The sequence below is a fragment of the Pyrococcus woesei genome (genome assembly GCF_050496105.1).
GTDB lineage: Archaea > Methanobacteriota_B > Thermococci > Thermococcales > Thermococcaceae > Pyrococcus > Pyrococcus furiosus.
In genome coordinates this window covers 709,841-733,463 of the sequence record NZ_CP179867.1, presented here as the reverse complement: position 1 = coordinate 733,463, position 23,623 = coordinate 709,841, and the positions used below count along the sequence as shown (strand labels likewise).

Annotated in this window: 20 protein-coding genes and 2 pseudogenes; 11 read left to right on the top strand and 11 right to left on the bottom strand. The window is 40.4% G+C overall.

Going from position 1 to position 23,623, the window contains the following annotated elements:
* Positions 1 to 71: 71 nt before the first annotated feature.
* Positions 72 to 1,292, bottom strand: coding sequence for a bifunctional 3-hexulose-6-phosphate synthase/6-phospho-3-hexuloisomerase (gene hxlAB, locus ACMFNG_RS04090; protein ID WP_014835086.1), 1,221 nt, complete (start codon positions 1,290 to 1,292; stop codon positions 72 to 74).
* 77 nt (positions 1,293 to 1,369) lie between these two features.
* Here hxlAB and ACMFNG_RS04085 point away from each other — a divergent pair, with 77 nt between their 5' ends.
* Positions 1,370 to 1,825, top strand: a complete 456-nt coding sequence (locus ACMFNG_RS04085; protein WP_011011332.1) for a 6-pyruvoyl trahydropterin synthase family protein — start codon at positions 1,370 to 1,372, stop codon at positions 1,823 to 1,825.
* Here the strand turns inward: ACMFNG_RS04085 and ACMFNG_RS04080 are convergent.
* Positions 1,800 to 1,991, bottom strand: a complete 192-nt coding sequence (locus ACMFNG_RS04080) for a 30S ribosomal protein S27e (protein ID WP_011011331.1) — start codon at positions 1,989 to 1,991, stop codon at positions 1,800 to 1,802. The two genes, ACMFNG_RS04085 and ACMFNG_RS04080, sit on opposite strands and share 26 nt — an antisense overlap.
* A 4-nt stretch (positions 1,992 to 1,995) precedes the next feature.
* Entirely contained in the window at positions 1,996 to 2,280 is a 285-nt protein-coding gene (locus ACMFNG_RS04075; protein ID WP_011011330.1) for a 50S ribosomal protein L44e, read from the bottom strand.
* 125 nt (positions 2,281 to 2,405) lie between these two features.
* On the opposite strand from ACMFNG_RS04075, the gene ACMFNG_RS04070 reads away from it, so the two are divergent.
* Genes ACMFNG_RS04070 through ACMFNG_RS04060 form a run of 3 tightly spaced genes read left to right on the top strand, consistent with a single transcriptional unit; the run spans position 2,406 to position 5,083 of the window.
* The gene (locus ACMFNG_RS04070) at positions 2,406 to 2,978 is read left to right on the top strand and encodes a Maf family nucleotide pyrophosphatase (protein WP_011011329.1); all 573 of its coding nucleotides are present in this window, start codon (positions 2,406 to 2,408) and stop codon (positions 2,976 to 2,978) included.
* Between the two features lie 34 nt (positions 2,979 to 3,012).
* Entirely contained in the window at positions 3,013 to 4,305 is a 1,293-nt protein-coding gene (gene eno, locus ACMFNG_RS04065) for a phosphopyruvate hydratase (RefSeq protein WP_011011328.1), read from the top strand.
* 37 nt (positions 4,306 to 4,342) lie between these two features.
* Positions 4,343 to 5,083 carry a n-type ATP pyrophosphatase gene (locus ACMFNG_RS04060; protein ID WP_011011327.1) on the top strand — a complete coding sequence of 247 codons (741 nt, stop codon included), beginning with the start codon at positions 4,343 to 4,345 and terminating at the stop codon, positions 5,081 to 5,083.
* On the opposite strand, the gene ACMFNG_RS04055 is transcribed toward ACMFNG_RS04060, so the two are convergent.
* Positions 5,080 to 5,892: an MBL fold metallo-hydrolase gene (locus tag ACMFNG_RS04055; RefSeq protein ID WP_011011326.1), complete on the bottom strand. Its 813-nt coding sequence runs from the start codon at positions 5,890 to 5,892 to the stop codon at positions 5,080 to 5,082. The genes ACMFNG_RS04060 and ACMFNG_RS04055 overlap by 4 nt on opposite strands.
* Before the next feature lie 100 nt (positions 5,893 to 5,992).
* Here ACMFNG_RS04055 and ACMFNG_RS04050 point away from each other — a divergent pair, with 100 nt between their 5' ends.
* Positions 5,993 to 8,320: a DNA polymerase gene (locus tag ACMFNG_RS04050; protein ID WP_011011325.1), complete on the top strand. Its 2,328-nt coding sequence runs from the start codon at positions 5,993 to 5,995 to the stop codon at positions 8,318 to 8,320.
* On the opposite strand, the gene ACMFNG_RS04045 is transcribed toward ACMFNG_RS04050, so the two are convergent.
* A complete protein-coding gene (locus ACMFNG_RS04045; protein ID WP_011011324.1) occupies positions 8,307 to 8,921 on the bottom strand; it encodes an METTL5 family protein in 615 nt (204 codons plus the stop codon). The genes ACMFNG_RS04050 and ACMFNG_RS04045 overlap by 14 nt on opposite strands.
* 143 nt (positions 8,922 to 9,064) lie before the next feature.
* Between ACMFNG_RS04045 and ACMFNG_RS04040 the strand changes: the two are divergent.
* The 3 genes and pseudogenes from ACMFNG_RS04040 to ACMFNG_RS04030 all read left to right on the top strand — a co-directional run.
* Positions 9,065 to 9,886: pseudogene (locus tag ACMFNG_RS04040) on the top strand (radical SAM protein); the annotation flags it as partial.
* A gap of 73 nt (positions 9,887 to 9,959) precedes the next feature.
* A complete protein-coding gene (locus tag ACMFNG_RS04035; RefSeq protein ID WP_011011522.1) occupies positions 9,960 to 10,661 on the top strand; it encodes an IS6-like element ISPfu1 family transposase in 702 nt (233 codons plus the stop codon).
* Positions 10,655 to 11,458 (top strand): annotated as a pseudogene (locus ACMFNG_RS04030) (radical SAM protein); the annotation flags it as partial. The gene ACMFNG_RS04035 and the pseudogene ACMFNG_RS04030, both read left to right, overlap by 7 nt.
* Here ACMFNG_RS04030 and lysX read toward each other — a convergent pair.
* From lysX to ACMFNG_RS04000, 6 genes are all read right to left on the bottom strand, one after another.
* A complete protein-coding gene (gene lysX, locus ACMFNG_RS04025) occupies positions 11,455 to 12,276 on the bottom strand; it encodes a lysine biosynthesis protein LysX (RefSeq protein WP_014835083.1) in 822 nt (273 codons plus the stop codon). The pseudogene ACMFNG_RS04030 and the gene lysX sit on opposite strands and share 4 nt — an antisense overlap.
* The gene (gene argH / locus ACMFNG_RS04020) at positions 12,245 to 13,624 is read right to left on the bottom strand and encodes an argininosuccinate lyase (protein ID WP_011011321.1); all 1,380 of its coding nucleotides are present in this window, start codon (positions 13,622 to 13,624) and stop codon (positions 12,245 to 12,247) included. Before argH ends, lysX begins: the two co-directional genes overlap by 32 nt.
* A gap of 13 nt (positions 13,625 to 13,637) precedes the next feature.
* Positions 13,638 to 14,870, bottom strand: coding sequence for an argininosuccinate synthase (locus ACMFNG_RS04015; protein WP_011011320.1), 1,233 nt, complete (start codon positions 14,868 to 14,870; stop codon positions 13,638 to 13,640).
* Positions 14,871 to 14,958: 88 nt separating this feature from the next.
* Complete coding sequence (locus ACMFNG_RS04010; RefSeq protein WP_011011319.1) at positions 14,959 to 15,786, bottom strand: hypothetical protein; 828 nt, start codon at positions 15,784 to 15,786, stop codon at positions 14,959 to 14,961.
* On the bottom strand, positions 15,783 to 17,291 hold the full coding sequence (locus ACMFNG_RS04005; RefSeq protein ID WP_011011318.1) for a glutamate synthase-related protein: 1,509 nt from the start codon (positions 17,289 to 17,291) through the stop codon (positions 15,783 to 15,785). Before ACMFNG_RS04005 ends, ACMFNG_RS04010 begins: the two co-directional genes overlap by 4 nt.
* Complete coding sequence (locus ACMFNG_RS04000) at positions 17,288 to 18,397, bottom strand: class II glutamine amidotransferase (RefSeq protein ID WP_011011317.1); 1,110 nt, start codon at positions 18,395 to 18,397, stop codon at positions 17,288 to 17,290. The genes ACMFNG_RS04005 and ACMFNG_RS04000 overlap by 4 nt, the downstream gene beginning before the upstream one ends.
* Before the next feature lie 356 nt (positions 18,398 to 18,753).
* Here ACMFNG_RS04000 and gltA point away from each other — a divergent pair, with 356 nt between their 5' ends.
* The 3 genes from gltA to acnA are packed head-to-tail and all read left to right on the top strand — an operon-like array spanning position 18,754 to position 23,595.
* Positions 18,754 to 19,887, top strand: coding sequence for a citrate synthase (gene gltA / locus ACMFNG_RS03995; protein WP_011011316.1), 1,134 nt, complete (start codon positions 18,754 to 18,756; stop codon positions 19,885 to 19,887).
* Positions 19,888 to 19,892: 5 nt separating this feature from the next.
* The gene (locus tag ACMFNG_RS03990; RefSeq protein ID WP_011011315.1) at positions 19,893 to 21,095 is read left to right on the top strand and encodes an NADP-dependent isocitrate dehydrogenase; all 1,203 of its coding nucleotides are present in this window, start codon (positions 19,893 to 19,895) and stop codon (positions 21,093 to 21,095) included.
* 4 nt (positions 21,096 to 21,099) lie between these two features.
* On the top strand, positions 21,100 to 23,595 hold the full coding sequence (acnA, locus tag ACMFNG_RS03985) for an aconitate hydratase AcnA (protein ID WP_011011314.1): 2,496 nt from the start codon (positions 21,100 to 21,102) through the stop codon (positions 23,593 to 23,595).
* The last annotated feature ends 28 nt before the right edge of the window (positions 23,596 to 23,623 follow it).

The following is a 23,623-nucleotide window of genomic DNA, read 5'->3' as shown; positions in this document are numbered from 1 at the left end:
CCCCCAATACCAATGTATATTCTTTTTATAGTCCCACCTCCAGTAAAATGGGGAAAATTGGGAATAGGAAACTACTCGAGAGTAGCGTGCTTCCTTTTCATATCTTTCTCCGTCTTTTGGAATGTGGCCATTAGCAAGGCTATTACGCCATCGAGAAATACCATGGTAGAGTCCTCAAATAGAGTTCCCATTGGAGCAGTCCACTTGTATTGGGTGAGCATTTGACGAGCTATGTAATCTGTTGGAACATCAGTCTTAGTTCTTCCTGGGATCTCAACTACGACATCGGCCAATTTTCCAAGTGTTGAGTCCCTATAAGATGTTATTGCCACTACCTTTCCTCCTTGCTGCTTAGCAATCTCAGCGGCATCTACGATAGTCTTAGTTTCACCTGAACCACTAATAGCAATCAACAGGTCTCCTTCTTCAAATGCAGGCGTTATTGTTTCTCCAACTACATAGACGTTGAAGTCGAGGTGCATCAGTCTCATTGCAAAGGCTTTGCCTACAAGGCCACTTCTTCCAGCTCCATAGATAAAGATCTTATTTGCACCTATCATTGCATCAACTAATCCCCTAACCTCTTCCAATTTTAGCTTATCTGCAACTTCGTTTATGTGTTCAGTTATATCTTTCATGGCCTTTTTTATTGTCCTCATGTATTCATCCCAGAATAGATCTATAATTTTCCTAGTAACCTCTTCTGGATCCTTAGCCTTTGTAATTGCACTTCCAACTACTATTATTGTGGCCCCTAGCTCTATTACCTTCGGAATTGTCTCGAGATTTAACCCACCAGCCACGGCCACTGGAATCTTAACAGCTTTGACCACTTTTTCTAAATCCTCAAGTGGGCTCTTTCCCTGGGCCTGCTCATCTATTCCCGTGTGAACGAGAATATAATGAACCCCCATCTCTTCGAGTTCCTTTGCTCTCTTTACTTTGTCTTTCACTCCGATTAAGTCTACCATTACTTTTATACCATATTTTCTTGCAACAGCTAAGGCGTCTTTTATTGTTTTATCATCTGCAACTCCAAGAATTGAAACTACATCAGCACCATGCCTCGCCGCCATCTCAACTTCTAGGGCTCCAGTATCCATGGTCTTTAGATCTGCTACAATTTTCCTGTCTGGGAATCTCCTTTTCATTAGTTCTACCGCACGCATTCCTTCTTTCTTAATTAAGGGAGTCCCGACTTCTAACCAGTGAGCGCCACCACGTGCAGCTTTCTCTGCTATAGAAATAGCCTGCTCAATGTCTGTTAAATCAAGTGCAACTTGGAGTATCATAACACACACCCGTTTTTGTTTTAGAGGGTGCTCTTTTAAAGTTTTTATATTTGTAGTATTATCAGAGGGGGATAAATATGAAAATAAAGAGAAAAATTTACTGGACCAAAGAATTTGATAGTAGCCATCTACTGGACTTGCCATATGAAAGCAAGTGCAAGAGAATTCATGGGCATACCTACAGGATTGAAATTGAGATTTATGGGGATATTAACGAGCAAGGGATGATCTTTGATTTCAATCATTTAAGCGATCTTATAAAAGAGTTAGATCACAAGATTATAGTTAGCAAAAATTGGATAGAGGAAAGAGAAGAATTTATAGTCGTTAAGAAAAACCAAAAAACACTTGAGATTCCCAGGAGTGAAGTAGTTGTGATAGATAAACCAAATGTTACTGCAGAATATCTAGCAGAATGGTTTGTAGAGAAAATATTAGAGAAAGCAGACAAAAACATTTATGAAATAAAGGTTAGGGTTTGGGAAGACCCGAGAAGTTATGCGGAGGTCACTCTAGAACTTCAAGGATCTTAGCTTTTACAATTCCCTTTCCACCTGTTGGCTCAACAAGAGTTGCTCCGCAAATTAGGCATCTTACTTTAGTTGCTGGATGGCTAAATACTATCTGCTCATTTCCACAGTCAATGCACTTCACTCTTAGAAATCTTGATCTTGGCATTGGAATTATTGGCTTAGCCATTCGCTCATCCCTCCACTAGCTCAAACTTCTTTACTCTAAATCCTCTTCCTCTAGTGTGAGCTTTTCCACACTCAGTGCATCTGAATCTCAAGTCTAGCTTTTTAACTGGCTTTTCTCTGCCCTCTGGCTTGGGCCTTGGGAATCCTCCATAACCCTTAAGTATCCTCCTGAACCTTCTCTGACCTGCACTAAGCTCACTCCTCGGCCTCTTTTTTACTCTTTCTACCTTGTGGATTGTGTGTTTCTTACAAAACGGGCAATAAGTCCTTATTTGCTTTGGATACTTCATTTTCATCCCTCCTACAGGGCCCGGTGGGCTCCTATCCGGACACCCCCGAGCCATGCTTGATGATCGGTTTTGCATTGGTTTGTGGAGATCGAATATTTAAAAATCTTTAGTTGGACTTTTCCACCATGAAGAAAATAATCCTCGCTTCATCAAGCCCCAGAAGAAGGGAGATTTTAAGCAGGTTCTTTGACATAATAGTCCACCCCAGCAATGTTAATGAGGATAAAATAAAAGAAAAAGACCCCACAGAAACCGCGATTAAGATAGCTAAAGCGAAAGCATTTGATTTAGCAGTGAAGTTTCCTACCGATACAATCATAGCTGCAGATACAATAGTAACACTTAACGGAAAAATCCTAGGAAAGCCCAAAGATTCTGAAGAAGCAAGAAAAATGCTAAAACAATTAAGTGGAAAAACTCACGAAGTCGTGACTGGATATTGTATAATATCTGGTGATAAAATTATTGAAGGAGCAGAAATCACCAAGGTCAAATTTAGAGAACTTTCAGATGATCTTATTGAGTGGTACATATCAACCCAAGAATGGAGAGATAAAGCAGGAGGGTATGGTATTCAAGGATTCGGTGCAATCTTGGTTGAACATATTGAGGGAGATTATTACAACGTAGTGGGACTTCCAATAATCGTAATTATTAAACTTATTGAGCTTGGTCATAAACTCAAGAGAATATTTTAAATAACGTCTCCCTTATCATCTCTGGTGATTAACAATGGAGAACCCTTATGAAATTGTTGGTGTAGTGGCAAGAGAAATACTAGACAGCAGGGGAAATCCAACAGTAGAAGTTGACGTTTATACACATGTTGGTATGGGCAGAGCCGCTGTCCCAAGTGGAGCTTCTACAGGAACTCATGAGGCCCTAGAGCTTAGGGATGGCGGAAAGAGGTATCATGGAAAAGGAGTTAGAAGGGCAGTGGAAAACGTCAACAAAATAATTGCTCCTGAGCTTATAGGAATGGACGTTAGATGGCAGAGAGAAATAGATGCTCTTCTCTTAGAGCTTGATGGAACAGAAAACAAGAGCAACGTGGGTGCAAATGCCATTTTGGCAGTCTCTCTTGCCGTTGCAAAGGCCGCTGCGAACTCCCTTGAACTACCACTCTATCAATACTTGGGAGGAGTAAACGCTTACGTTCTCCCAGTCCCACTTAGCAACGTTATAAACGGAGGAGTTCACGCAGGAAATGACTTAGACTTCCAAGAATTTATGATAATGCCAATTGGGGCAGATTCCTTCAGAGAGGCAATTAGATGGGTATCAGAGACCTACCACGTCCTTAAGAAAGTCATTATGGAGAAGTACGGAAAGAATGCCGTAAACGTTGGAGATGAGGGAGGATTTGCACCTCCAATGAAGGAAGTTACCGAACCCCTAGATGTGCTTATTAAGGCAATAGAAGAAGCTGGATATAAACCCGGAGACGAGATTGCATTGGCCTTAGACGTTGCATCAAGCGAACTCTTCAACGAGGAGACTGGAAAATACGTAGTTGGTGGGAAAGAATACGACAGAGGAGAGCTTCTCGAACTTTACAAAGACCTAACATCGACATATCCAATTGTCTCAATTGAAGACCCATTCCACGAAGAAGACTGGGAAGGATTCGTGATGATAACTAAAGAACTTGGGCACAAGGTTCAAATTGTTGGTGATGACCTCTTCGTCACAAATCCAAAGAGACTAAGAAAAGGAATTGAACTTGGAGCTGCAAACGCACTCCTGCTCAAAGTGAACCAGATAGGGACGTTGAGTGAGGCCATGGATGCCGCATTTACAGCATTCAGAGCAGGATATGGGGTAATAGTCTCCCACAGGTCCGGAGAAACGGAAGATGCTACCATTGCCGACTTAGCAGTAGCATTAAATGCTGGTCAAATAAAAACGGGGGCCCCAGCCAGAAGCGACAGAAATGCCAAGTACAACCAGCTAATTAGAATTGAGGAAGAGCTTGAAGGTGTTGCAGTCTACGCTGGGAAGAGGTTTAGGAAGGTCTTCTTCTGAGCATTAACCTTTTTAATTTTCTCACTATTTCTTAACCATGCTCAAAAAAGCTGAAAAGTTTGAGAAGATCTTTAGGCTTGAAAGTAGCTTAAGAGCTTTAGAGAGGGTAAGAGACTTTCTTTCCCAGGAGAGCTATGAAAGGTTGAGAGAACTTGTTCTAATAAGATTAAAGGGAATAAAAATTGAGGAGAAAGAATTAAACTCGAAAGTTGCAGTAGCATTTTCTGGAGGGAGTGACAGCTCAGCAACTTATAAAATCCTAGCTTGGGCAGGTTTCAAGGTATACCCAATTACAGCAAAGTTACCCCAAATGAGAGATGAAGTCCTAAAAAGATTAGAAAGTGGAGGAGCTATTTTTGTTGAAATTCCAGAATATATGGAAGTGATGGAAGATTTAATAAGAAAGAGAACTGCAATTTGTGGAAGATGTCACTCAATGGTCATGAGAGCAGTAGAAGAAAGAGCAAGAGAGTTGGGAGCCGAAATTGTGGCAAGTGGGGACATGCTAACGGTGGGAAGTGGGTCAATATACGAGAAAGATGGAATCGTCATCCTTAATTTACCTGCCTTTTTGGCTCTTGACAAGAAAGAACTCTTAGAGATACTTGGATGGAAGAAATATGAGCTAAAATATGGTTGTCCCCTCTGGAAGGAAGCTGCCAAGAGAGCTCCAGTCTTGAAGAAGTTTGGTCTCCAAAGAGTTCTAAGAGAGCTTAGGGGAGGGGCACTGCCAAAAGAATTTGCGAAGGAATTAATAATAGATATTTTAAGGGCCTAAACAAACCTCGCAGGCCTTAAGGTCTTAACGCTAATTTCTTTTCCAATACTTACCTTAAATCCTTCCTTCGCTACATATGTTTTAACTCCTGTTAAGTTTTGAATAAACTGAGCCTCTTTGTAAGGCCCTGCAAAGTGCATCTTCATTCCAGCATGGGTCATGATGAAAACTTCCGGCTTCTGCTTCATTGATTTAAGTAGATAAACTGCATCTTCAGAGGATAAGTGGAAAGGAATTCTCATGTCCCTTGGCCTTGTGACCGCTGCTATTATAACTCTTGCTCCATCATGCCACTTTACCAACTCCTCAAAGTACTCAGTATCTGGGATGTAGGAGATGTCACCATAAGAAGTCTTTAACCTAAAGCCTATCGTAGTTGGATCACTGTGAAGTGAAGGAGTTATTATCATTTCATCCTCCCCAATTTTGAACCTATCCCCAGGATTTGGAGCATGAACTTCCTCTAAAGCATCTAAGTGATACTTGCTTAGGGCAGGGGTGTGGTTTTCATCACCATGAACAACGCTCTTTGACCCAATTAAAGTTCCCCTCTTCTTTGTAACTCCATATGTCATACCCTCAACAAGAACTTCTGCATCATTGCAGTGATCCGTATGCCTATGGGAGATAAAGAGAACATCAACTTTCCGTGGATCTATCTTGTATCTCCACATTCTAACCAATGCCCCTGGTCCTGGGTCCACATATATGTTCTTACTCGCCTTTATGAAGAATCCCCCAGTCGCTCTAACCTGGGTTATAGTGACAAATCTTCCTCCACCACCGCCCAAGAAGGTTATTTCTATCAACTCTACACCTCCCCTATTTTCTCTCTTATGAGATTTTTAAGTATAGTTATAGAGAAGGTTTTATACTCCAAACTGAGTTAGTAGATATGTGGGGAGCATAATGATTTTAGATGTGGATTACATAACTGAAGAAGGAAAACCTGTTATTAGGCTATTCAAAAAAGAGAACGGAAAATTTAAGATAGAGCATGATAGAACTTTTAGACCATACATTTACGCTCTTCTCAGGGATGATTCAAAGATTGAAGAAGTTAAGAAAATAACGGGGGAAAGGCATGGAAAGATTGTGAGAATTGTTGATGTAGAGAAGGTTGAGAAAAAGTTTCTCGGCAAGCCTATTACCGTGTGGAAACTTTATTTGGAACATCCCCAAGATGTTCCCACTATTAGAGAAAAAGTTAGAGAACATCCAGCAGTTGTGGACATCTTCGAATACGATATTCCATTTGCAAAGAGATACCTCATCGACAAAGGCCTAATACCAATGGAGGGGGAAGAAGAGCTAAAGATTCTTGCCTTCGATATAGAAACCCTCTATCACGAAGGAGAAGAGTTTGGAAAAGGCCCAATTATAATGATTAGTTATGCAGATGAAAATGAAGCAAAGGTGATTACTTGGAAAAACATAGATCTTCCATACGTTGAGGTTGTATCAAGCGAGAGAGAGATGATAAAGAGATTTCTCAGGATTATCAGGGAGAAGGATCCTGACATTATAGTTACTTATAATGGAGACTCATTCGACTTCCCATATTTAGCGAAAAGGGCAGAAAAACTTGGGATTAAATTAACCATTGGAAGAGATGGAAGCGAGCCCAAGATGCAGAGAATAGGCGATATGACGGCTGTAGAAGTCAAGGGAAGAATACATTTCGACTTGTATCATGTAATAACAAGGACAATAAATCTCCCAACATACACACTAGAGGCTGTATATGAAGCAATTTTTGGAAAGCCAAAGGAGAAGGTATACGCCGACGAGATAGCAAAAGCCTGGGAAAGTGGAGAGAACCTTGAGAGAGTTGCCAAATACTCGATGGAAGATGCAAAGGCAACTTATGAACTCGGGAAAGAATTCCTTCCAATGGAAATTCAGCTTTCAAGATTAGTTGGACAACCTTTATGGGATGTTTCAAGGTCAAGCACAGGGAACCTTGTAGAGTGGTTCTTACTTAGGAAAGCCTACGAAAGAAACGAAGTAGCTCCAAACAAGCCAAGTGAAGAGGAGTATCAAAGAAGGCTCAGGGAGAGCTACACAGGTGGATTCGTTAAAGAGCCAGAAAAGGGGTTGTGGGAAAACATAGTATACCTAGATTTTAGAGCCCTATATCCCTCGATTATAATTACCCACAATGTTTCTCCCGATACTCTAAATCTTGAGGGATGCAAGAACTATGATATCGCTCCTCAAGTAGGCCACAAGTTCTGCAAGGACATCCCTGGTTTTATACCAAGTCTCTTGGGACATTTGTTAGAGGAAAGACAAAAGATTAAGACAAAAATGAAGGAAACTCAAGATCCTATAGAAAAAATACTCCTTGACTATAGACAAAAAGCGATAAAACTCTTAGCAAATTCTTTCTACGGATATTATGGCTATGCAAAAGCAAGATGGTACTGTAAGGAGTGTGCTGAGAGCGTTACTGCCTGGGGAAGAAAGTACATCGAGTTAGTATGGAAGGAGCTCGAAGAAAAGTTTGGATTTAAAGTCCTCTACATTGACACTGATGGTCTCTATGCAACTATCCCAGGAGGAGAAAGTGAGGAAATAAAGAAAAAGGCTCTAGAATTTGTAAAATACATAAATTCAAAGCTCCCTGGACTGCTAGAGCTTGAATATGAAGGGTTTTATAAGAGGGGATTCTTCGTTACGAAGAAGAGGTATGCAGTAATAGATGAAGAAGGAAAAGTCATTACTCGTGGTTTAGAGATAGTTAGGAGAGATTGGAGTGAAATTGCAAAAGAAACTCAAGCTAGAGTTTTGGAGACAATACTAAAACACGGAGATGTTGAAGAAGCTGTGAGAATAGTAAAAGAAGTAATACAAAAGCTTGCCAATTATGAAATTCCACCAGAGAAGCTCGCAATATATGAGCAGATAACAAGACCATTACATGAGTATAAGGCGATAGGTCCTCACGTAGCTGTTGCAAAGAAACTAGCTGCTAAAGGAGTTAAAATAAAGCCAGGAATGGTAATTGGATACATAGTACTTAGAGGCGATGGTCCAATTAGCAATAGGGCAATTCTAGCTGAGGAATACGATCCCAAAAAGCACAAGTATGACGCAGAATATTACATTGAGAACCAGGTTCTTCCAGCGGTACTTAGGATATTGGAGGGATTTGGATACAGAAAGGAAGACCTCAGATACCAAAAGACAAGACAAGTCGGCCTAACTTCCTGGCTTAACATTAAAAAATCCTAGAAAAGCGATAGATATCAACTTTTATTCTTTCTAACCTTTTTCTATGAAAGAAGAACTGAGCAGGAATTACCAGTTCTTCCGTTATTTTATGGGTAATTAAAAACCCATGCTCTTGGGAGAATCTTCGAATAAAATCCCTAACTTCAGGCTTTGCTAAGTGAATAGAATAAACAACATCACTCACTTCAAACGCCTTCGTTAGAAATGGTCTATCTGCATGCTTTCTCTGGCTGCCAAAGGGAGGATTCATAACAACAGTATCAACATTCTCAGAGAATTGAGAAACATCTGAAACTTTGACTTCTACAACATTTCTAACTTTGAACTCTTCAAGATTTTCTAAAAGAATTTTAACGGCCTCCTCGTCAATTTCGACAGCGTAGATCTTTTTTGCTCCAAGCAGAGCCGCACCAATGGATAACACCCCTGTTCCCGCACCCAAGTCCGCTACAATTTTTTCCTTGATATCTCCTAATGTATAAGCAAGCCAAAGGAGAGTAGATGCTACCTTTCCGGGAGTTTTGTATTGCTCTAGCCAAGGTTTGGGATTTTTGAATCCTTTAACTCTGGAAAGTATAATTTCAAGCTCCTTCTTCTTCATGACAGATGAAAAATTGTTTTGTCTCTTTTTAACTTTTACAGAAATAACTGTCTCAAATTATGACAACTCTTGACATTTTTACTTCATTACCAGCGTAATGTTTTTAAGTATGAAATTTTTCTTTCATAGAGGAGGTGATAACGATAGCAAAGATTGTGCTAACAACTGATGAAACGTTAACGAGCACATACAGAAACGTTCCTCTCCTCGATTTCCTTGGTTGTGCTCCATATGATAAGCTTCCAAAGTGGGTGTTCAGACTTTTAGACACTCAAATACCTGACGACAATGGTGTGCTCACTCAAGCCCCATATGGGTTGAGAAAAGTAGAAGCGGCACTACTCAGATGCTTCCCCAGGAATGAGGTTGTTGTAGCTCATCCCAGAAAGATTGAGATGTTCTTGGACAAAGACACAGAAATAGTGGGACTTTATGAAATGGATCCTCTAGGCCTAGGACCCGTTAGCATGATGTTCACTAATGGGGGACAGTGGAGGAACTATACATCAGTTAAGTTCAGGGAGCTAATCGGTAAGATAAACGAAATTAGAGAGAAGAAAAAGTTAGACTTCAAAATCGTTGTTGGTGGACCTGGAGCATGGCAATTAGAAATGAGGAGGGAAGAGAGAGAAAAGCTAAAGATAGATCATGTAGTAATTGGGGAAGTTGAGCATGTTATATGTGATTTAGTTAATAAGATTATGGAAGGAGAAGCAGAAGACACTATTTTCGTTAAGGGTTGGCCAAAAGTAGAGGAAATTCCAACTATAGTTGCTCCTTCGTACAAAGGGCTGGTAGAAGTTATGAGAGGATGCGGTAGAGGCTGCAGGTTCTGTGAGCCAAACTTAAGAGTGGCAAGATTCATTCCTATTGAAAACATAGAAAAAGAAATTCAAATTAACATAAACGCTGGAATTGATCATGCCTGGCTCCACAGTGAGGACATCTTTCTCTACAAAGTTGAGGGATACTGTTAGGATAAGCTGTGGGGTGTCAGGTTTAAGTTACTGGCAGTACTTTAGAAAAAGAAGGGGGAACATGAAGTCTGAAACCATTATTTACTGGGTGGTTTCAGCCTTAAAACCCTTTCGTCGCAACAAAATCCCACCAGAAAAGAAAATCAGGGGAGTAGAATTATACCTGCGAGGCCTCAGTTACCGGCAAACCGCCAGAATACTCAAAATCAGTCACGTAACAGTCTGGGAGGCAGTCCAAAAACTCGCAGAAGCAGTTTACAAGCCAAAAATCCTCGCAGTCAAAAAACAGCGAAACTTCATCGCAGTTGACGAAACAGTAATAAAAATCAACGGGAAGAAAAGATACCTCTGGGCTGCAATTGACGTTGAGAGCAAGGAAGTTTTAGCAGTCTGGATTACGACTGTTAGAAACTGGTGGGTTGCCAGGGATTTCATTCTGGTTGTTTTAAAGTCGTGTGAAGGGCAGCCTGTCTTTCTGGTTGACAGGGCGAGCTGGTATAAGTCTGCTTTTAAGAGTTTGAGGTTGGGTTATCTGCATGTGACTTTCGGGCCGAGGAACAGTGTTGAGCGCTGGTTTAGGACGTTGAAGGAGAGGACGAAGCGTTTCTGGAATAATTTCAGGGGTAAAGACTGGAGGAGGGTTCATAGGTTTGTTTTTCTGTTTGCCTTCTGGTATAATTTTGTCAGAATTCATTCTAGTTTTGGTGATCCGCCTGGTGATGTTACTGAATGGCTTCAGGAGGTGATGCCCCAGTTATCCTAACAGTATCAGTTGAGGACAGGAAAAACTTTTATCCGAATGCTGATGCTGTAATCGAACTTTTTGAAATGGCGAGGAAATATACAAAAAACGTAAATCCAACTCACGGAACAGCTTCAGGAGCTTTAGCAGTCCCAGGAATGATCGAGGAGATCTCGAGAATTGTCGAGGCAAGTGACACCCATTGGATTGGAATTCAAGTAGGAATGGAAACAGCTGATCCAGAGATAATTGGAAAATTAATGAACAACAAAATGAAGCCATTCTCTCCAGAAGAGTGGCCCTGGGTATTATTAAATGCCACTTATGTATTTAACAAAAACTATTGGTTCCCAGCATACACAACAATTCTCGGTCTCCCAGGAGATAATGACGATGCTGAAATAATGACAGCCAGACTCATCATAACCATGGAGAAGGAGCTAGAAGAAAAGCTTGGAAACAGGGCTCACTTCACAGTTACCCCTCTCGCATTTGTCCCAATGGGAGTACTAAAAGGAGAGGAATTCTATAGGGTTGAAGACATGATTACTTATGGACAGTTCCTTCACCTATACTACGCATGGAAACACATGGCTAGAGAAATAGTTAAGGGACTACCAAAGGTTATGAAAGGTTCTCCATTCCTAATTCCGTTTTACCCACTAGCAAGATTGGGTGTAAGGGTCGTGCTTAGGCAGATAGAGAAGTGGGGGAAAAAGAGAGGATTCGAAGTTAAAAAGCTCGAGCCTCTCGACATTAGAATTGAAGTAGAGGAGCACAAATGGACAACAAGGCCAATACTTGCCGAGGCATACTAACTCTTTGCATAGTTAACTGCATACTCAACTAACTTCCCAGGAATATCAGCATTCGTCGTTTCGTAAGCTAGCTTAAATTCCATGATTGGGTTAACTTCATTCACCAACAATCCCTCAGGACTTTCAAATATGTCTATCGCCAAAGCCCCTTCACCAAAAGCTTCCCAGGCTTTAACTGCTATATCCATAACTTCTTCATCATTACAGGGTTCTGCCTTTGCTCCTCTTGCAGCATTTGTAATCCAGTGATCAGAATACCTGTATATAGCGGTTATAAACTCTCCTCCTATTACAATTGCTCTAATGTCCCTTCCAGGTTTTTCGACATATTTCTGGATGTAGTATATCTTGTAGAGAGGATTCCCCATCCACTCCCTATGCTCAAATATTCCTTCTGCAGAGAATTCATCTTGAATTTTCGCCACTAATCTTCCCCAGCTACCAAAGACTGGTTTAACAACAACAGGATATCCAAGCTCTTTTGTTGCCCTTATTGCGGAGTCTTTATCAAAAGCCACGGCCCACCTGGGAACTGGAACCTTCTTTTCCAACCTTAAGGTTGCCAGCAACTTATCTCCAGCCTCATAAATTACCCAGTGCGGATTAACAACTGGAACACCTGCTTCTTCAAATAACTTTGAAATATAGAGAGCTTTGAAATGGCTTATATCTCTTATTATAACAACATCAACATCGTATCTACCTGGGAAGACAACTTCTCTATCATTTATCATTACAACTTCCCCAAATTCTTTAGCCTTATTCTTCAACATAAGCTCCTCTTTTCTAAGGATTGTAAACGTTATCCCTATTTTCATTCTGCCTCAACTCCTCAAGCTTTTTCTCATCTTTTTCAACGTTCTTTTTCGCTTTTTCTAAGAATTCAAGAACATCTTCAGGATTCGGCGAACCAACAACAGGCTTCTTTATTCCCTCTTCAAGGGAGATTGAGATGCCATATTTCGAAGACAGCTCAGAATATATTTTTTCCGTGCTCTCATGTTCCCCAATTATCGAGGCAACTTCCATGTATACCTCCCTATAGGGCCTTCCAGTGTTCATTGCAATTTTTTCTGCATAATCTGTGGCTAAAATTGGAAAGATGTCACAGTCCTTTTTCATGTTTTCTTTATTAACTTCAACCCTTTTCATTGCATCAACAAAGATTTTGAGGGTTTTTATAGTCCCGCTGAATAATGCAAAAGCGTGCTTATTTACTTCTTGCATATCCAAGTTATATCCACTAGGCAAGGCTTTTAATATGCTCATCATAGCCACTAAATGACCAATAGCCTCGCCTGCCCATGCCCTAGCAACCTCCATAGTTACTGGGTTCTTCTTTTGAGGCATCATACTACTTGTCGAAAGATGCTCATTAGGAAGCTTTATGTAGCCAAAGTTTGGAGTTGAGAATATTACGAAATCTTCCGCTATCCTTGATAGAGCAATGGAGATAAGAACACTTAGAAAGCATGAATATAGTAAAAATGTCCTGCTACTGGTTGCATAGAGAGAATTAGTGATAATATCGGAAAATAGAATTCCACCCATATACCCCCTATCTAACAGAACCGAAGTTCCCCCAATGGCTCCAGCTCCCAAGGAGGATTTGTCTACAATCCCCAATCCACTAAACAAGATCTTTGTGATATCTTCTAGTTCTTCTATTATGGCTGAGAGATAGTGAGCAAAAGTTGAGGGTTGAGCTGGTTGAAGGTGAGTGAAGAGTGGCATAAGTGTATAAACGTTTTCCTCCGCCTTCTTAATTAAGGCCTTCCTAAGCTCTAAAATTAAGCCAATTTCCTCCACAAGAGCCTTCTTTGCTTTTAGCCTTAAAGCGCATACCACATGGTCATTCCTGCTCCTTCCCAGGGGCAGGTATCCTCCCGTTTTTCCTAGCTTTTCCTTGAGGTAAATCTCTATGGCTTCATGAATATCTTCTGCTTCGATTGAAAATAAAGCTTCTTTTGAAGCTCTCAACTCCTCCAATGCCTTTAGAATTTTCTCTCCTTCTTCTTCGGGAATTAATTTTGAATGAATTAAACCTTTAACGTGGGCAATAAGGCACTCTATAACCTCCTCAACAATCTCCCTATCCTCCTCCATGGAAGAAATGTAAGAGAGAATGTCAAGCCTAGTAGACCCTAACAAGGCCTTTCTGTACATATTTCCCACCATGTCACTCCAAAGTCTTTATTGCCTCTTTAATTTCCGAAATATTTGAGGTGGAGTGGACTCCATGAAGCATATTATAAGCTAGAACACTCTGCATTCCAAAGAGCTCTATGAATCCCTTTGCAAGCTTCTGATCAAATGTGCTGAACTTTTCATAAGTTGCCATCTTTACATCGTAGAGGGCATTGTCCGATTTCCTTCCAACGACAATTGCATTTCCTTTCCACAGCTTGACTGTAACTTCGCCGTTGACAGCCTTTTCAGCTTCATCTATGAACCCTTCTAAGGCTAACCTAAGTGGTTCATACCATAGGCCATTATATACAAGCCAAGACCACTTAGAGTCCACTATACTCTTGAATTCTATAACCCACTTTGTTAAAGTTAACTTTTCTAAGTCCTGATGAGCCTTTATTAGAGTAACAGCCGCAGGGGCTTCATAAACCTCCCTGCTCTTAATCCCAACACTCCTATCCTCAATATGGTCAATCCTTCCAACCCCATGCTTACCAGCGATTTCGTTGAGCTTTAGAATTAGCTCGAGAAGCTTCATTTTTTCCCCATTAAGTGAAACTGGAACTCCATTTTCAAAGCCAATAGTCACATATTCTGGTTTGTCTGGAGCTTTTTCTATAGATACTGTCCATTCAAAGACCTCTTCTGGAGGTTCTATTGATGGATCTTCAAGTACCCCACCTTCAATGCTCCTTCCCCAGATGTTTTCATCTATGCTATATATCTTGTCACTTACAGGAATTCCATGCTTCTTTGCATACTCCATTTCCCAATCCCTTGTAAGGTTCCACTCAGCTACTGGCTGGAGAATTTCAGCCTCAGGCATCAAGGCCTTAATTCCTAGGTTAAAGCGCACCTGATCATTTCCCTTTCCTGTACAACCATGAGCTATTATTCCAGCCCCCTCCTTCTTTGCAACCTCAACTAACTTTTCTACTATAAGAGGCCTAGCTAGGGCCGTTGAAAGAGGATACGCATTTTCGTAAAGAGCATTTGCTTTTATAGCTTTACAAACATAGTTCTCGGCGAATTCCTCCTTGGCATCTATGTAGTAGTGCTTCACGGCACCAAACTTGTAGGCCTTCTCTTCTATTTTTTCGAAGTCATCCTTCTGCCCAACATCAACAGTAACAGTTATTACTTCAGCTCCCAGCTTTTCCTGCATTAGTTTTAGTATCACCGAAGTATCCAATCCACCTGAATAAGCCAACACTATTCTCACATTTATCACCAAGTGGATCCATTAAGAACAGTCTTTTAATTGTTTTGTAATTAATGTTTCAAGAATTAAAAATTAGTTGCAAATGAAACTAATCTCCAGAATACAAATTTCCATAGGGCCTCTTGCTTTTCGGAACGATGAGGGTAAAGCTATCTCCAAGTATTTCATCTTGTTCACAACCAAAGATGTTACAGAATTCAGTAACGTATTTTTCCAATATTTCTAAGTCCTCATCAGTTATTTCTCCAAAAGTAACTTCCTTTGCTAGCTGATGTTTTTCAACCTTTCCCCTTATGTATATTTTCCCTCCATGCATTCCTGTCCCAATGTACCTCATTCTATGCTTCTCTACTCCCAACCCTAACACTATTACTCTTCCACCAGCCATATATTCTCCCAAGAAATCCTGAGCTGTTTTTCCAATGACAATTGTTGGAATCTTGTCTTCATATCCTTTCATGTGTATCGCAGCCCTGTACCCAACTTCATCCCTGACAAATATTTCTCCTCCTCTCATGCCCAATCCCAAAACGTCTCCAGCCCTCCCATGAATTATTATTCTTCCACTATCCATTGTATTCCCAACGCCATCCTGGGCATTACCATACACTATTATTTCATGTTTAGCTAAAAATGCTCCCAAATCATTCCCAGGGAACCCATGTATGAGTATTCTTAGCCTAAATTCATTTAAGCTTACTCTAGTCCCAATGAACCTCTGTCCATAAACGTTTTTTAATACTATCTCCTTAATCCCACTAATTGCACACTCTCTTATCAAGTCGTTAATTTCTTTATGGTTCAATCCTTTTGCATCAATAGTTGCTCTTTCTCCTTCAACCTTTACCTGTCTTTTAAGAACCTCTATAGGTCTAACTCCAAATATATAAGGGTTCAAAACTTCGGCCGTGCTCATTCTCCCGCCCCCTTAATTCCTAATACTTCAAGCTCCCATTTCTCCAACCCAATTCCTCTTAGATGTTCCCTATTTCCTCTCAAACTTTCTATGGCATTTATGCCCATAGCCCCAAGCATTTCTTTTATTTCCAAACTCCAGGCCTTCAAAAGATTAATTAGTCTCTTTGAGGCCTCATTTGGATCCAATCTTCTCGAAAGAATAGGATCTTGAGTTGTTATTCCCCAAGGACATTTCCCCGTATAGCACTTCTGACACATTGTACATCCGATTGCAATCAAAGCTGCAGTTCCAATGTACACTGCATCCGCTCCAAGTGCTATAGCTTTGACAACGTCGGCAGCGTTTCTAATTCCCCCAGAAACTATTAACGATACCCTATTCCTAATTCCTTCCTCTCTCAATCTCCTATCCACGGAAGCTAAGGCCAGCTCAATTGGTATCCCAACGTTGTCTCTAATTCTCTTTGGTGCCGCCCCAGTGCCTCCTCTAAATCCATCTATAACTATCGCATCAGCTCCAGCCCTTGCTATTCCACTTGCTATTGCTGCTATATTGTGAACTGCAGCAACTTTAACAAATACCGGCTTTTCATAATTTGTTGCTTCTTTTATTGCGTGTATCAACGTAGCTAAGTCTTCAATTGAGTATATATCATGATGGGGAGCTGGAGATATTGCATCAGTCCCAGGAGGTATCATACGTGTTCTAGCTATTCCTTCTGTAACTTTTTCCCCAGGAAGATGACCACCTATTCCTGGCTTTGCTCCCTGGCCAATTTTTATCTCAATTGCTGCAGCCGAATTTAGGTAATCAGGATCAACCCCAAACCTTCCACTTGCAACTTGAACTATTGCATGATCACCATATTTCCTCCTAAGCTCCCTGGGCAAACCACCTTCTCCTGTACTAAACATAGTTCCAAATTCCTTAGCAGCCATAGCTATTGCAAGAAAAGCGTTGTAGCTTAAAGCACCGTAGCTCATGCCTGCAAACATAATTGGAACCTCTATTTCTATGTTAGGAGGAATTTCTGTTTTTATCTCGATATTTTCTAAATCCACTTCTAATTTTTCTGGCTTGCCCCCAATAAACGTTCTGAGTTCAATAGGTTCTCTTAGCGGATCTATAGGAGGATTGGTAACTTGAGAAGCATTAAGAAGTATGTGGTCAAAATAGACTTTGTAAGGTTTATCATTACCTGTCCCAGTTAATAAAACTCCTCCTCCCTCAGCCTGTCTCTTTATATCAGATATAACCTCTCTATTCCAATACGCATTGGGTTTATAAGAGCCCGGATAAGGTCTCACAATTAAAGCATCTGTGGGACAGAACACAACGCATCTTTGACAACCAACACACTTTGTATAGTCAATTGTAATATCACTTTTATCAGCATTCCATTTGTAAACTCCAAAGGGGCATTGGTATATACACGCACCACACTTTATACACCTCTTGTCATCTCTTTCAACCAGAAATTCTGGGAGAACATGGGTTCTCATTGGCTCTCCCCCACAAATTTTTTAATGTCTTCCTCTAGCTTACCTACTACTAGTTCACCTCCATAGGGAGTGTAAATCCTGTCAACATCTCTAAACAGATACCTTATCGGGGCTTCTTCTGAAGAGATTATCAAAAAGCTCTTTTTCTCAGCCACAGTAAGAGGCCTAAGTCTAATCCTGTCGGTAAGTCCTATCATTTCCCCGTGCCTCGCTACTATTATCGCCCAGGGGCCATTGAGAAGTATAGGAGAATATACCATTCTAAGTGCCTTGTAGAATTTTTTCTCTTTCTCTGGCATTCTATCGATTTCTTCCCACATTGGAGGAGCTAAGATTTTAGAAACAACTTCAATAGGAAGGCCTTGCCTCCTAACTAGGAGATCAAAGATATAAGTTATGACCTCCGTATCAGTTTGCAAAGTGCTGTAATAACCATACATTTCTAAATATCTCTTGTTAGTTCCATAAGAGCTAATTTCTCCATTGTGAACTACACTCCAATCCAATATGCTAAATGGGTGAGCCCCACCCCACCATCCGGGAGTATTAGTGGGAAAACGAGTATGAGCTGTCCAAATATATCCCTTATATTCTTCGATCATGAAATAATCGGCTATATCTTCGGGAAATCCAACTCCCTTAAAAACTCCCATGTTTTTCCCTGATGATATTACATAAACCCCAGGAATCGCCCTGTTTATGTACATAACCTTTTTGACAACAAAATCATCATCGTTGAGGACTTTTTCAGTTCCCTTCTTTCTAGGAGCTACAAAATATCTCATAAATTTAGGAGGATCAATTACTTTTGCCTTATCATTTACAGGAATTTCATCAACGTATACAATATCAAAGTTCGTAGAGAGAAATTTTTCCAATTTCTCTCTCCCATCTTTGTCATAAATCATTACATGAAAAGCATAATACTCCTTGAACTTTTTATACAATCCATAAACAGCAAAACCAGCTCCCAACCCATTTCCCCTAACTTTCATCTGAGACATGGCCTCTATAACCAACTTGCCATTAAACCTTCTCCCTTTCCTATCCATAATTCCAAATATTCCACAGGCGGAGATGTCCTTTTCATCTCTATATTTGAGCATCTAGAAATCCCCTCCCCCTTACCTTGTCCCAACTCACTAATGCATACATACGTGCTTTTATGTTTTTCTATATAATGTTGAAATATTTTAGGAAAATTACACTTTTATTCATACATATACATTGAGCAAATATATGTTCATCTATATCGAAAATTTTTAGAAAAAATCATCATAATTTCAAAAAATTTTCTATATACTTAGATCAAAACGAATAATAAATTTGTTCATCGTTTTCTCATAATAGTTATCACATATTCAAAATTTTGTTTTACATATGTCCACAAATGTTGAACATTGTCCCGATATTTTTGCAATATCATTATAAATAATATCTCTACGAAACATTTTCAGAGGTGATGAATACGGAAAAATACCTTGCTAAAGGTCTAGAAGATGTCTACATAGATCAAACAAATATATGCTATATCGATGGAAAAGAGGGAAAGCTATACTACAGAGGATACAGTGTAGAAGAGCTAGCAGAGTTAAGCACGTTTGAGGAAGTGGTGTATCTCCTCTGGTGGGGAAAATTACCATCCCTAAGTGAACTAGAGAATTTCAAAAAAGAGCTAGCAAAAAGTAGAGGCCTTCCAAAAGAAGTTATAGAAATAATGGAAGCACTACCTAAAAATACTCACCCAATGGGCGCTTTAAGAACCATAATCTCATATCTAGGAAACATTGACGATAGTGGAGACATTCCAGTAACCCCTGAAGAAGTTTACAGGATAGGAATTAGTGTAACTGCAAAGATACCAACAATAGTAGCTAATTGGTATAGAATTAAGAATGGTCTCGAATATGTTCCTCCAAAAGAAAAACTTAGTCATGCAGCAAATTTCCTATACATGCTCCACGGTGAAGAACCCCCCAAAGAATGGGAGAAAGCCATGGATGTGGCCCTAATTCTATATGCTGAACATGAAATTAACGCATCGACTTTAGCAGTAATGACCGTTGGCTCTACTCTTAGCGACTACTATTCAGCCATCCTCGCGGGAATAGGAGCTTTAAAGGGCCCAATCCATGGAGGTGCAGTAGAGGAGGCCATAAAACAGTTTATGGAAATAGGATCTCCCGAGAAAGTAGAAGAATGGTTCTTTAAGGCTCTTCAGCAGAAGAGAAAAATAATGGGTGCTGGTCATAGGGTGTATAAAACCTATGATCCAAGGGCTAGAATATTTAAAAAATATGCCTCCAAATTAGGAGATAAAAAGCTCTTCGAGATAGCTGAAAGATTAGAGAGGTTAGTAGAAGAATACCTAAGCAAAAAAGGAATTAGTATAAATGTTGACTACTGGTCAGGATTAGTTTTCTATGGAATGAAGATTCCAATAGAGCTTTACACAACAATATTTGCAATGGGTAGAATTGCGGGATGGACTGCTCATTTAGCTGAGTATGTTTCTCACAATAGAATTATTAGACCCAGGTTGCAGTATGTAGGAGAAATAGGAAAGAAGTACCTACCCATAGAATTAAGGAGGTAGATAAAATGAGCATTAGACTTCCACAAGAAGGAAAAGTTATTGAAGTTGTCAACGGCTCTCTAAAGATCCCTAATGAGCCCATAGTTGCCTATATAGAAGGTGATGGAATTGGGAGAGAAGTTATCCCAGCAGCGATTAAAGTAGTTGACAAGGCCGTCGAAACTGCATACAAAGGAAAGAGAAGAATTGTTTGGTGGAAGTTACTTGCTGGAAAAGAAGCCCTCCAGAAAGTTGGAAAACTTCTTCCTGAAGAAACGGTAAAAGGGATCGCGGAGGTAAAGGTCGCACTCAAAGGACCCATGGAGACACCAATAGGGACGGGACATAGGAGTATAAACGTGGCATTAAGGAAGATGTTCGATCTTTATGCAAACATAAGACCAATCAAATACTATGGAGTCCCAACTGTCTATCCATATGCCGACAAAGTGGACTTAATAATATTTAGGGAGAACACGGAAGATGTTTATGCTGGAATAGAATGGGAGGCTTATAGTAGAGAGGCTCAAAAACTCAGGGAGTTCCTAAAAAATGAATTTGGAATAGAGATAAGAGAGGACTCTGGAATTACACTAAAACCAATTTCCAAGTTTGCAACTCAAAGAATAGTGAGAAAAGCAATAAAATGGGCCATAGAAAAGGGAAGAAAGAGAGTTACAATAATGCATAAAGGAAATGTAATGAAGTTTACAGAAGGAGCATTCAGAAACTGGGCATTTGAAGTTGCTGAAAAGGAGTTTTCCGAATACGTAAGCATAGGCAAACCAGAAGAAGGCAAAATTCTAGTTGATGACAAGATAGCAGATAATATGCTCCAACAGATAATTCTCAGACCCTGGGAGTATGACATTATAGTGACTCCAAACTTAAACGGAGATTACCTCAGTGATGCTGCTGCGGCCTTAGTTGGAGGAGTTGGAATGGCAGCTGGGATAAATGTTGGAGATTACATAGCAATAGCAGAACCAGTCCACGGCACGGCCCCAGACATCGCTGGAAAAGGAATAGCAAACCCCTCAGCGGCCATTTTAAGTGCAGCACTTCTTCTCGAATATCTCGGCTGGGTAGAAGCGGCTGAGTTAATTAGAGCTTCTCTAAGGAAAACGATAGAGAAGGGTAAAGTAACTCCCGACCTAGCGAGAGGAGAAAAAGCTCTTTCAACGGAAGAATTCATTCAGGAAGTCATAAAAGAAATTGAGGGGGAATAAGTAGATGTATTTAGAAGAGAAGGATGGAATAAAATTTTACAGCTTAAATAAGTTGGAAAAGGAAGGGTTTGATGTTCATTCCCTTCCCTATTCTCTCAGAATTCTTGCTGAAAATATTCTCAGACATCTCAACAATGGAGTGGTAAGTTATGAACATATAGAAAACATCTTTGAGAGAAAGGGGGATATTCCCTTCTACCCCGCCCGCATAATAATGCAGGACTATACAGGAGTGCCAGCAATAGTTGATCTGGCCGCAATGAGAGATTACATCAAAGAAAAGGGGAAAGATCCAAGTAGAGTAAACCCAAAAATTCCTGTAGAACTTGTTGTGGATCACTCCCTAATAGTCCTCTATCACGGAACCAAGTACTCCCTCTATGAAAACATGAAGGAGGAACTAAAAGCAAATAGGGAGAGATATTCCCTTCTAAAGTGGGCATCTAAAGCTTTTGAAAATCTAAAGATCATCCCTCCTGGAAAGGGAATTATCCACCAGATAAATGTTGAACACCTCGCTAGAATAGTGTTTTTAGAAGAGGGAATTGCATATCCAGACACAGTCCTAGGAACGGACAGTCACACACCAATGGTTAATGGAATTGGAGTTCTGGGATGGGGTGTTGGAGGGATAGAGGCCGAGGCCGCTCTCTTAGGGTTACCGTATTTTATGAAAGTCCCAGAGGTCGTTGGAGTCGTTCTTGAAGGAGAACCAAGTCCTGAGATAACACCTACGGATATCGTTCTCACGATAACTGAAAAGCTTAGAAAAGTGGGAGTGGTTGGGAAATTCCTTGAGTATACTGGAAATGTCGAGGCATTATCAGCATTCGACAGAACTGTTATAGCTAATATGACACCAGAAAATGGAGCCACAGTGGGATACTTCCCAATTGACGAAGAAACAATAAAATTCATAAGATTGACTAGAGGGGAGAGCAAAGCAAAGCTTGTTGAGAAGTATGCAAAACTCAACATGCTCTATAGAGAAGAAACTCCCGAATTTGACAAAACTGTTAAGATTGACCTCTCAAAGGTCGAGCCTTCTGTGGCAGGCCCATTTCATCCAGAAGACAGGATAAGACTCAAAGATCTTAAAAACTCATTTAAAGTTGAGAAAAAAACAAAAATTAGAATAAATGGTGGAGAAGTAGAGATTGAAGACGGAATAATTGGGTTGGCTGCAATTGCAAGTTGTACAAACACCTCAAACCCCTATAACATCTTAGCTGCGGCATTAGTTGCCAAAAAAGCCGTTGAACTCGGGCTGAGAACCAAACCATGGGTTAAGACCACATTTACCCCAGGAAGTAGAGTAGTTGTTAAGTACTTGGAAAAGCTTGGGTTGCTAAGCTACCTCGAAGCCCTCGGATTTCATGTCAATGGATATGCATGTGCAAGCTGTATAGGGAACAGTGGTCCACTAAAAAGGGAAGTAGAGGAAGTTATAGATAAAGGAATAAAAGTAGCTGCGGTAATCAGTGGGAACAGAAACTTTAGGAGGAGAGTAAACTCAAAAATCGACTACACCTATCTCGCTAGCCCACCTTTGGTCGTTGTATTTGCCATAGCGGGTAAAATAACAATTGATCCAAGCGAGCCCTTAGCCTATGACCCCAATGGCAAGCCTGTATATCTTACGGACATTCTCCCAACCAAAGAAGAAGTCAAAAAGCTTGAAGAAGTTATAGGAGAAGAACTCTACAAAGAGGCCTATTCAAGCTTATTCGAGGACTCTATATGGAAAGACATAGAGACCGAAGAGAGCCCACTGTTTAAGTGGGATGAAAAATCCACATATGTTAGAAAACCACCCTTCTTTGATTTAACCCCCATAACTGATGATATTAAAGGAGCAAGAGCCTTAATAGTCCTGGGAGATAGAATTAGCACAGATGACATAAGTCCTGCAGGAAAAATAGACCCAGAGAGTCCTGCTGGCAGGTATCTCCTCTCCCTAGGGGTGAAACCAGAAGAGCTTCACACATATGGAGCCAGAAGAGGAAACCATGAAGTCATGATGAGGGGCACATTTGCCAGATTTAAGATGATCTATTGGCCCACAGGAGAAGAAATGAGTGTATATGAAGCTGCCATGAGATATAAAGAGAGAGGCATCCCCCTCATAATAATAGCTGGAAAGCAGTATGGGGTGGGAAGCAGTCGAGATTGGGCCGCCAAAGGACCAGCTCTTTTAGGCGTTAAGGCCGTAATTGCAGAGAGTTTCGAAAGAATACACAGAAGCAATTTAGTTGGAATGGGAATTGTGCCACTTCAATTCAAAGATCCAGAGGTTAGGAAGAGGCTAACTGGGGAGGAGGTATACGATATAATTGGGCTGAAAGACTTGTACCCAGGAAAAACAATCAAGGTTATAGCGAGGAAGCCGAATGGAGAAGTTATAGAGTTTGAGACAATTGCTAGAGTGGAGACACCAATAGAGGTGGAATACATAAGGCATGGAGGAATACTTAAGTATGCGTTAGAACTGTTGGGCTAAGACTTCTAAACCCTAACTTCTATTTTAT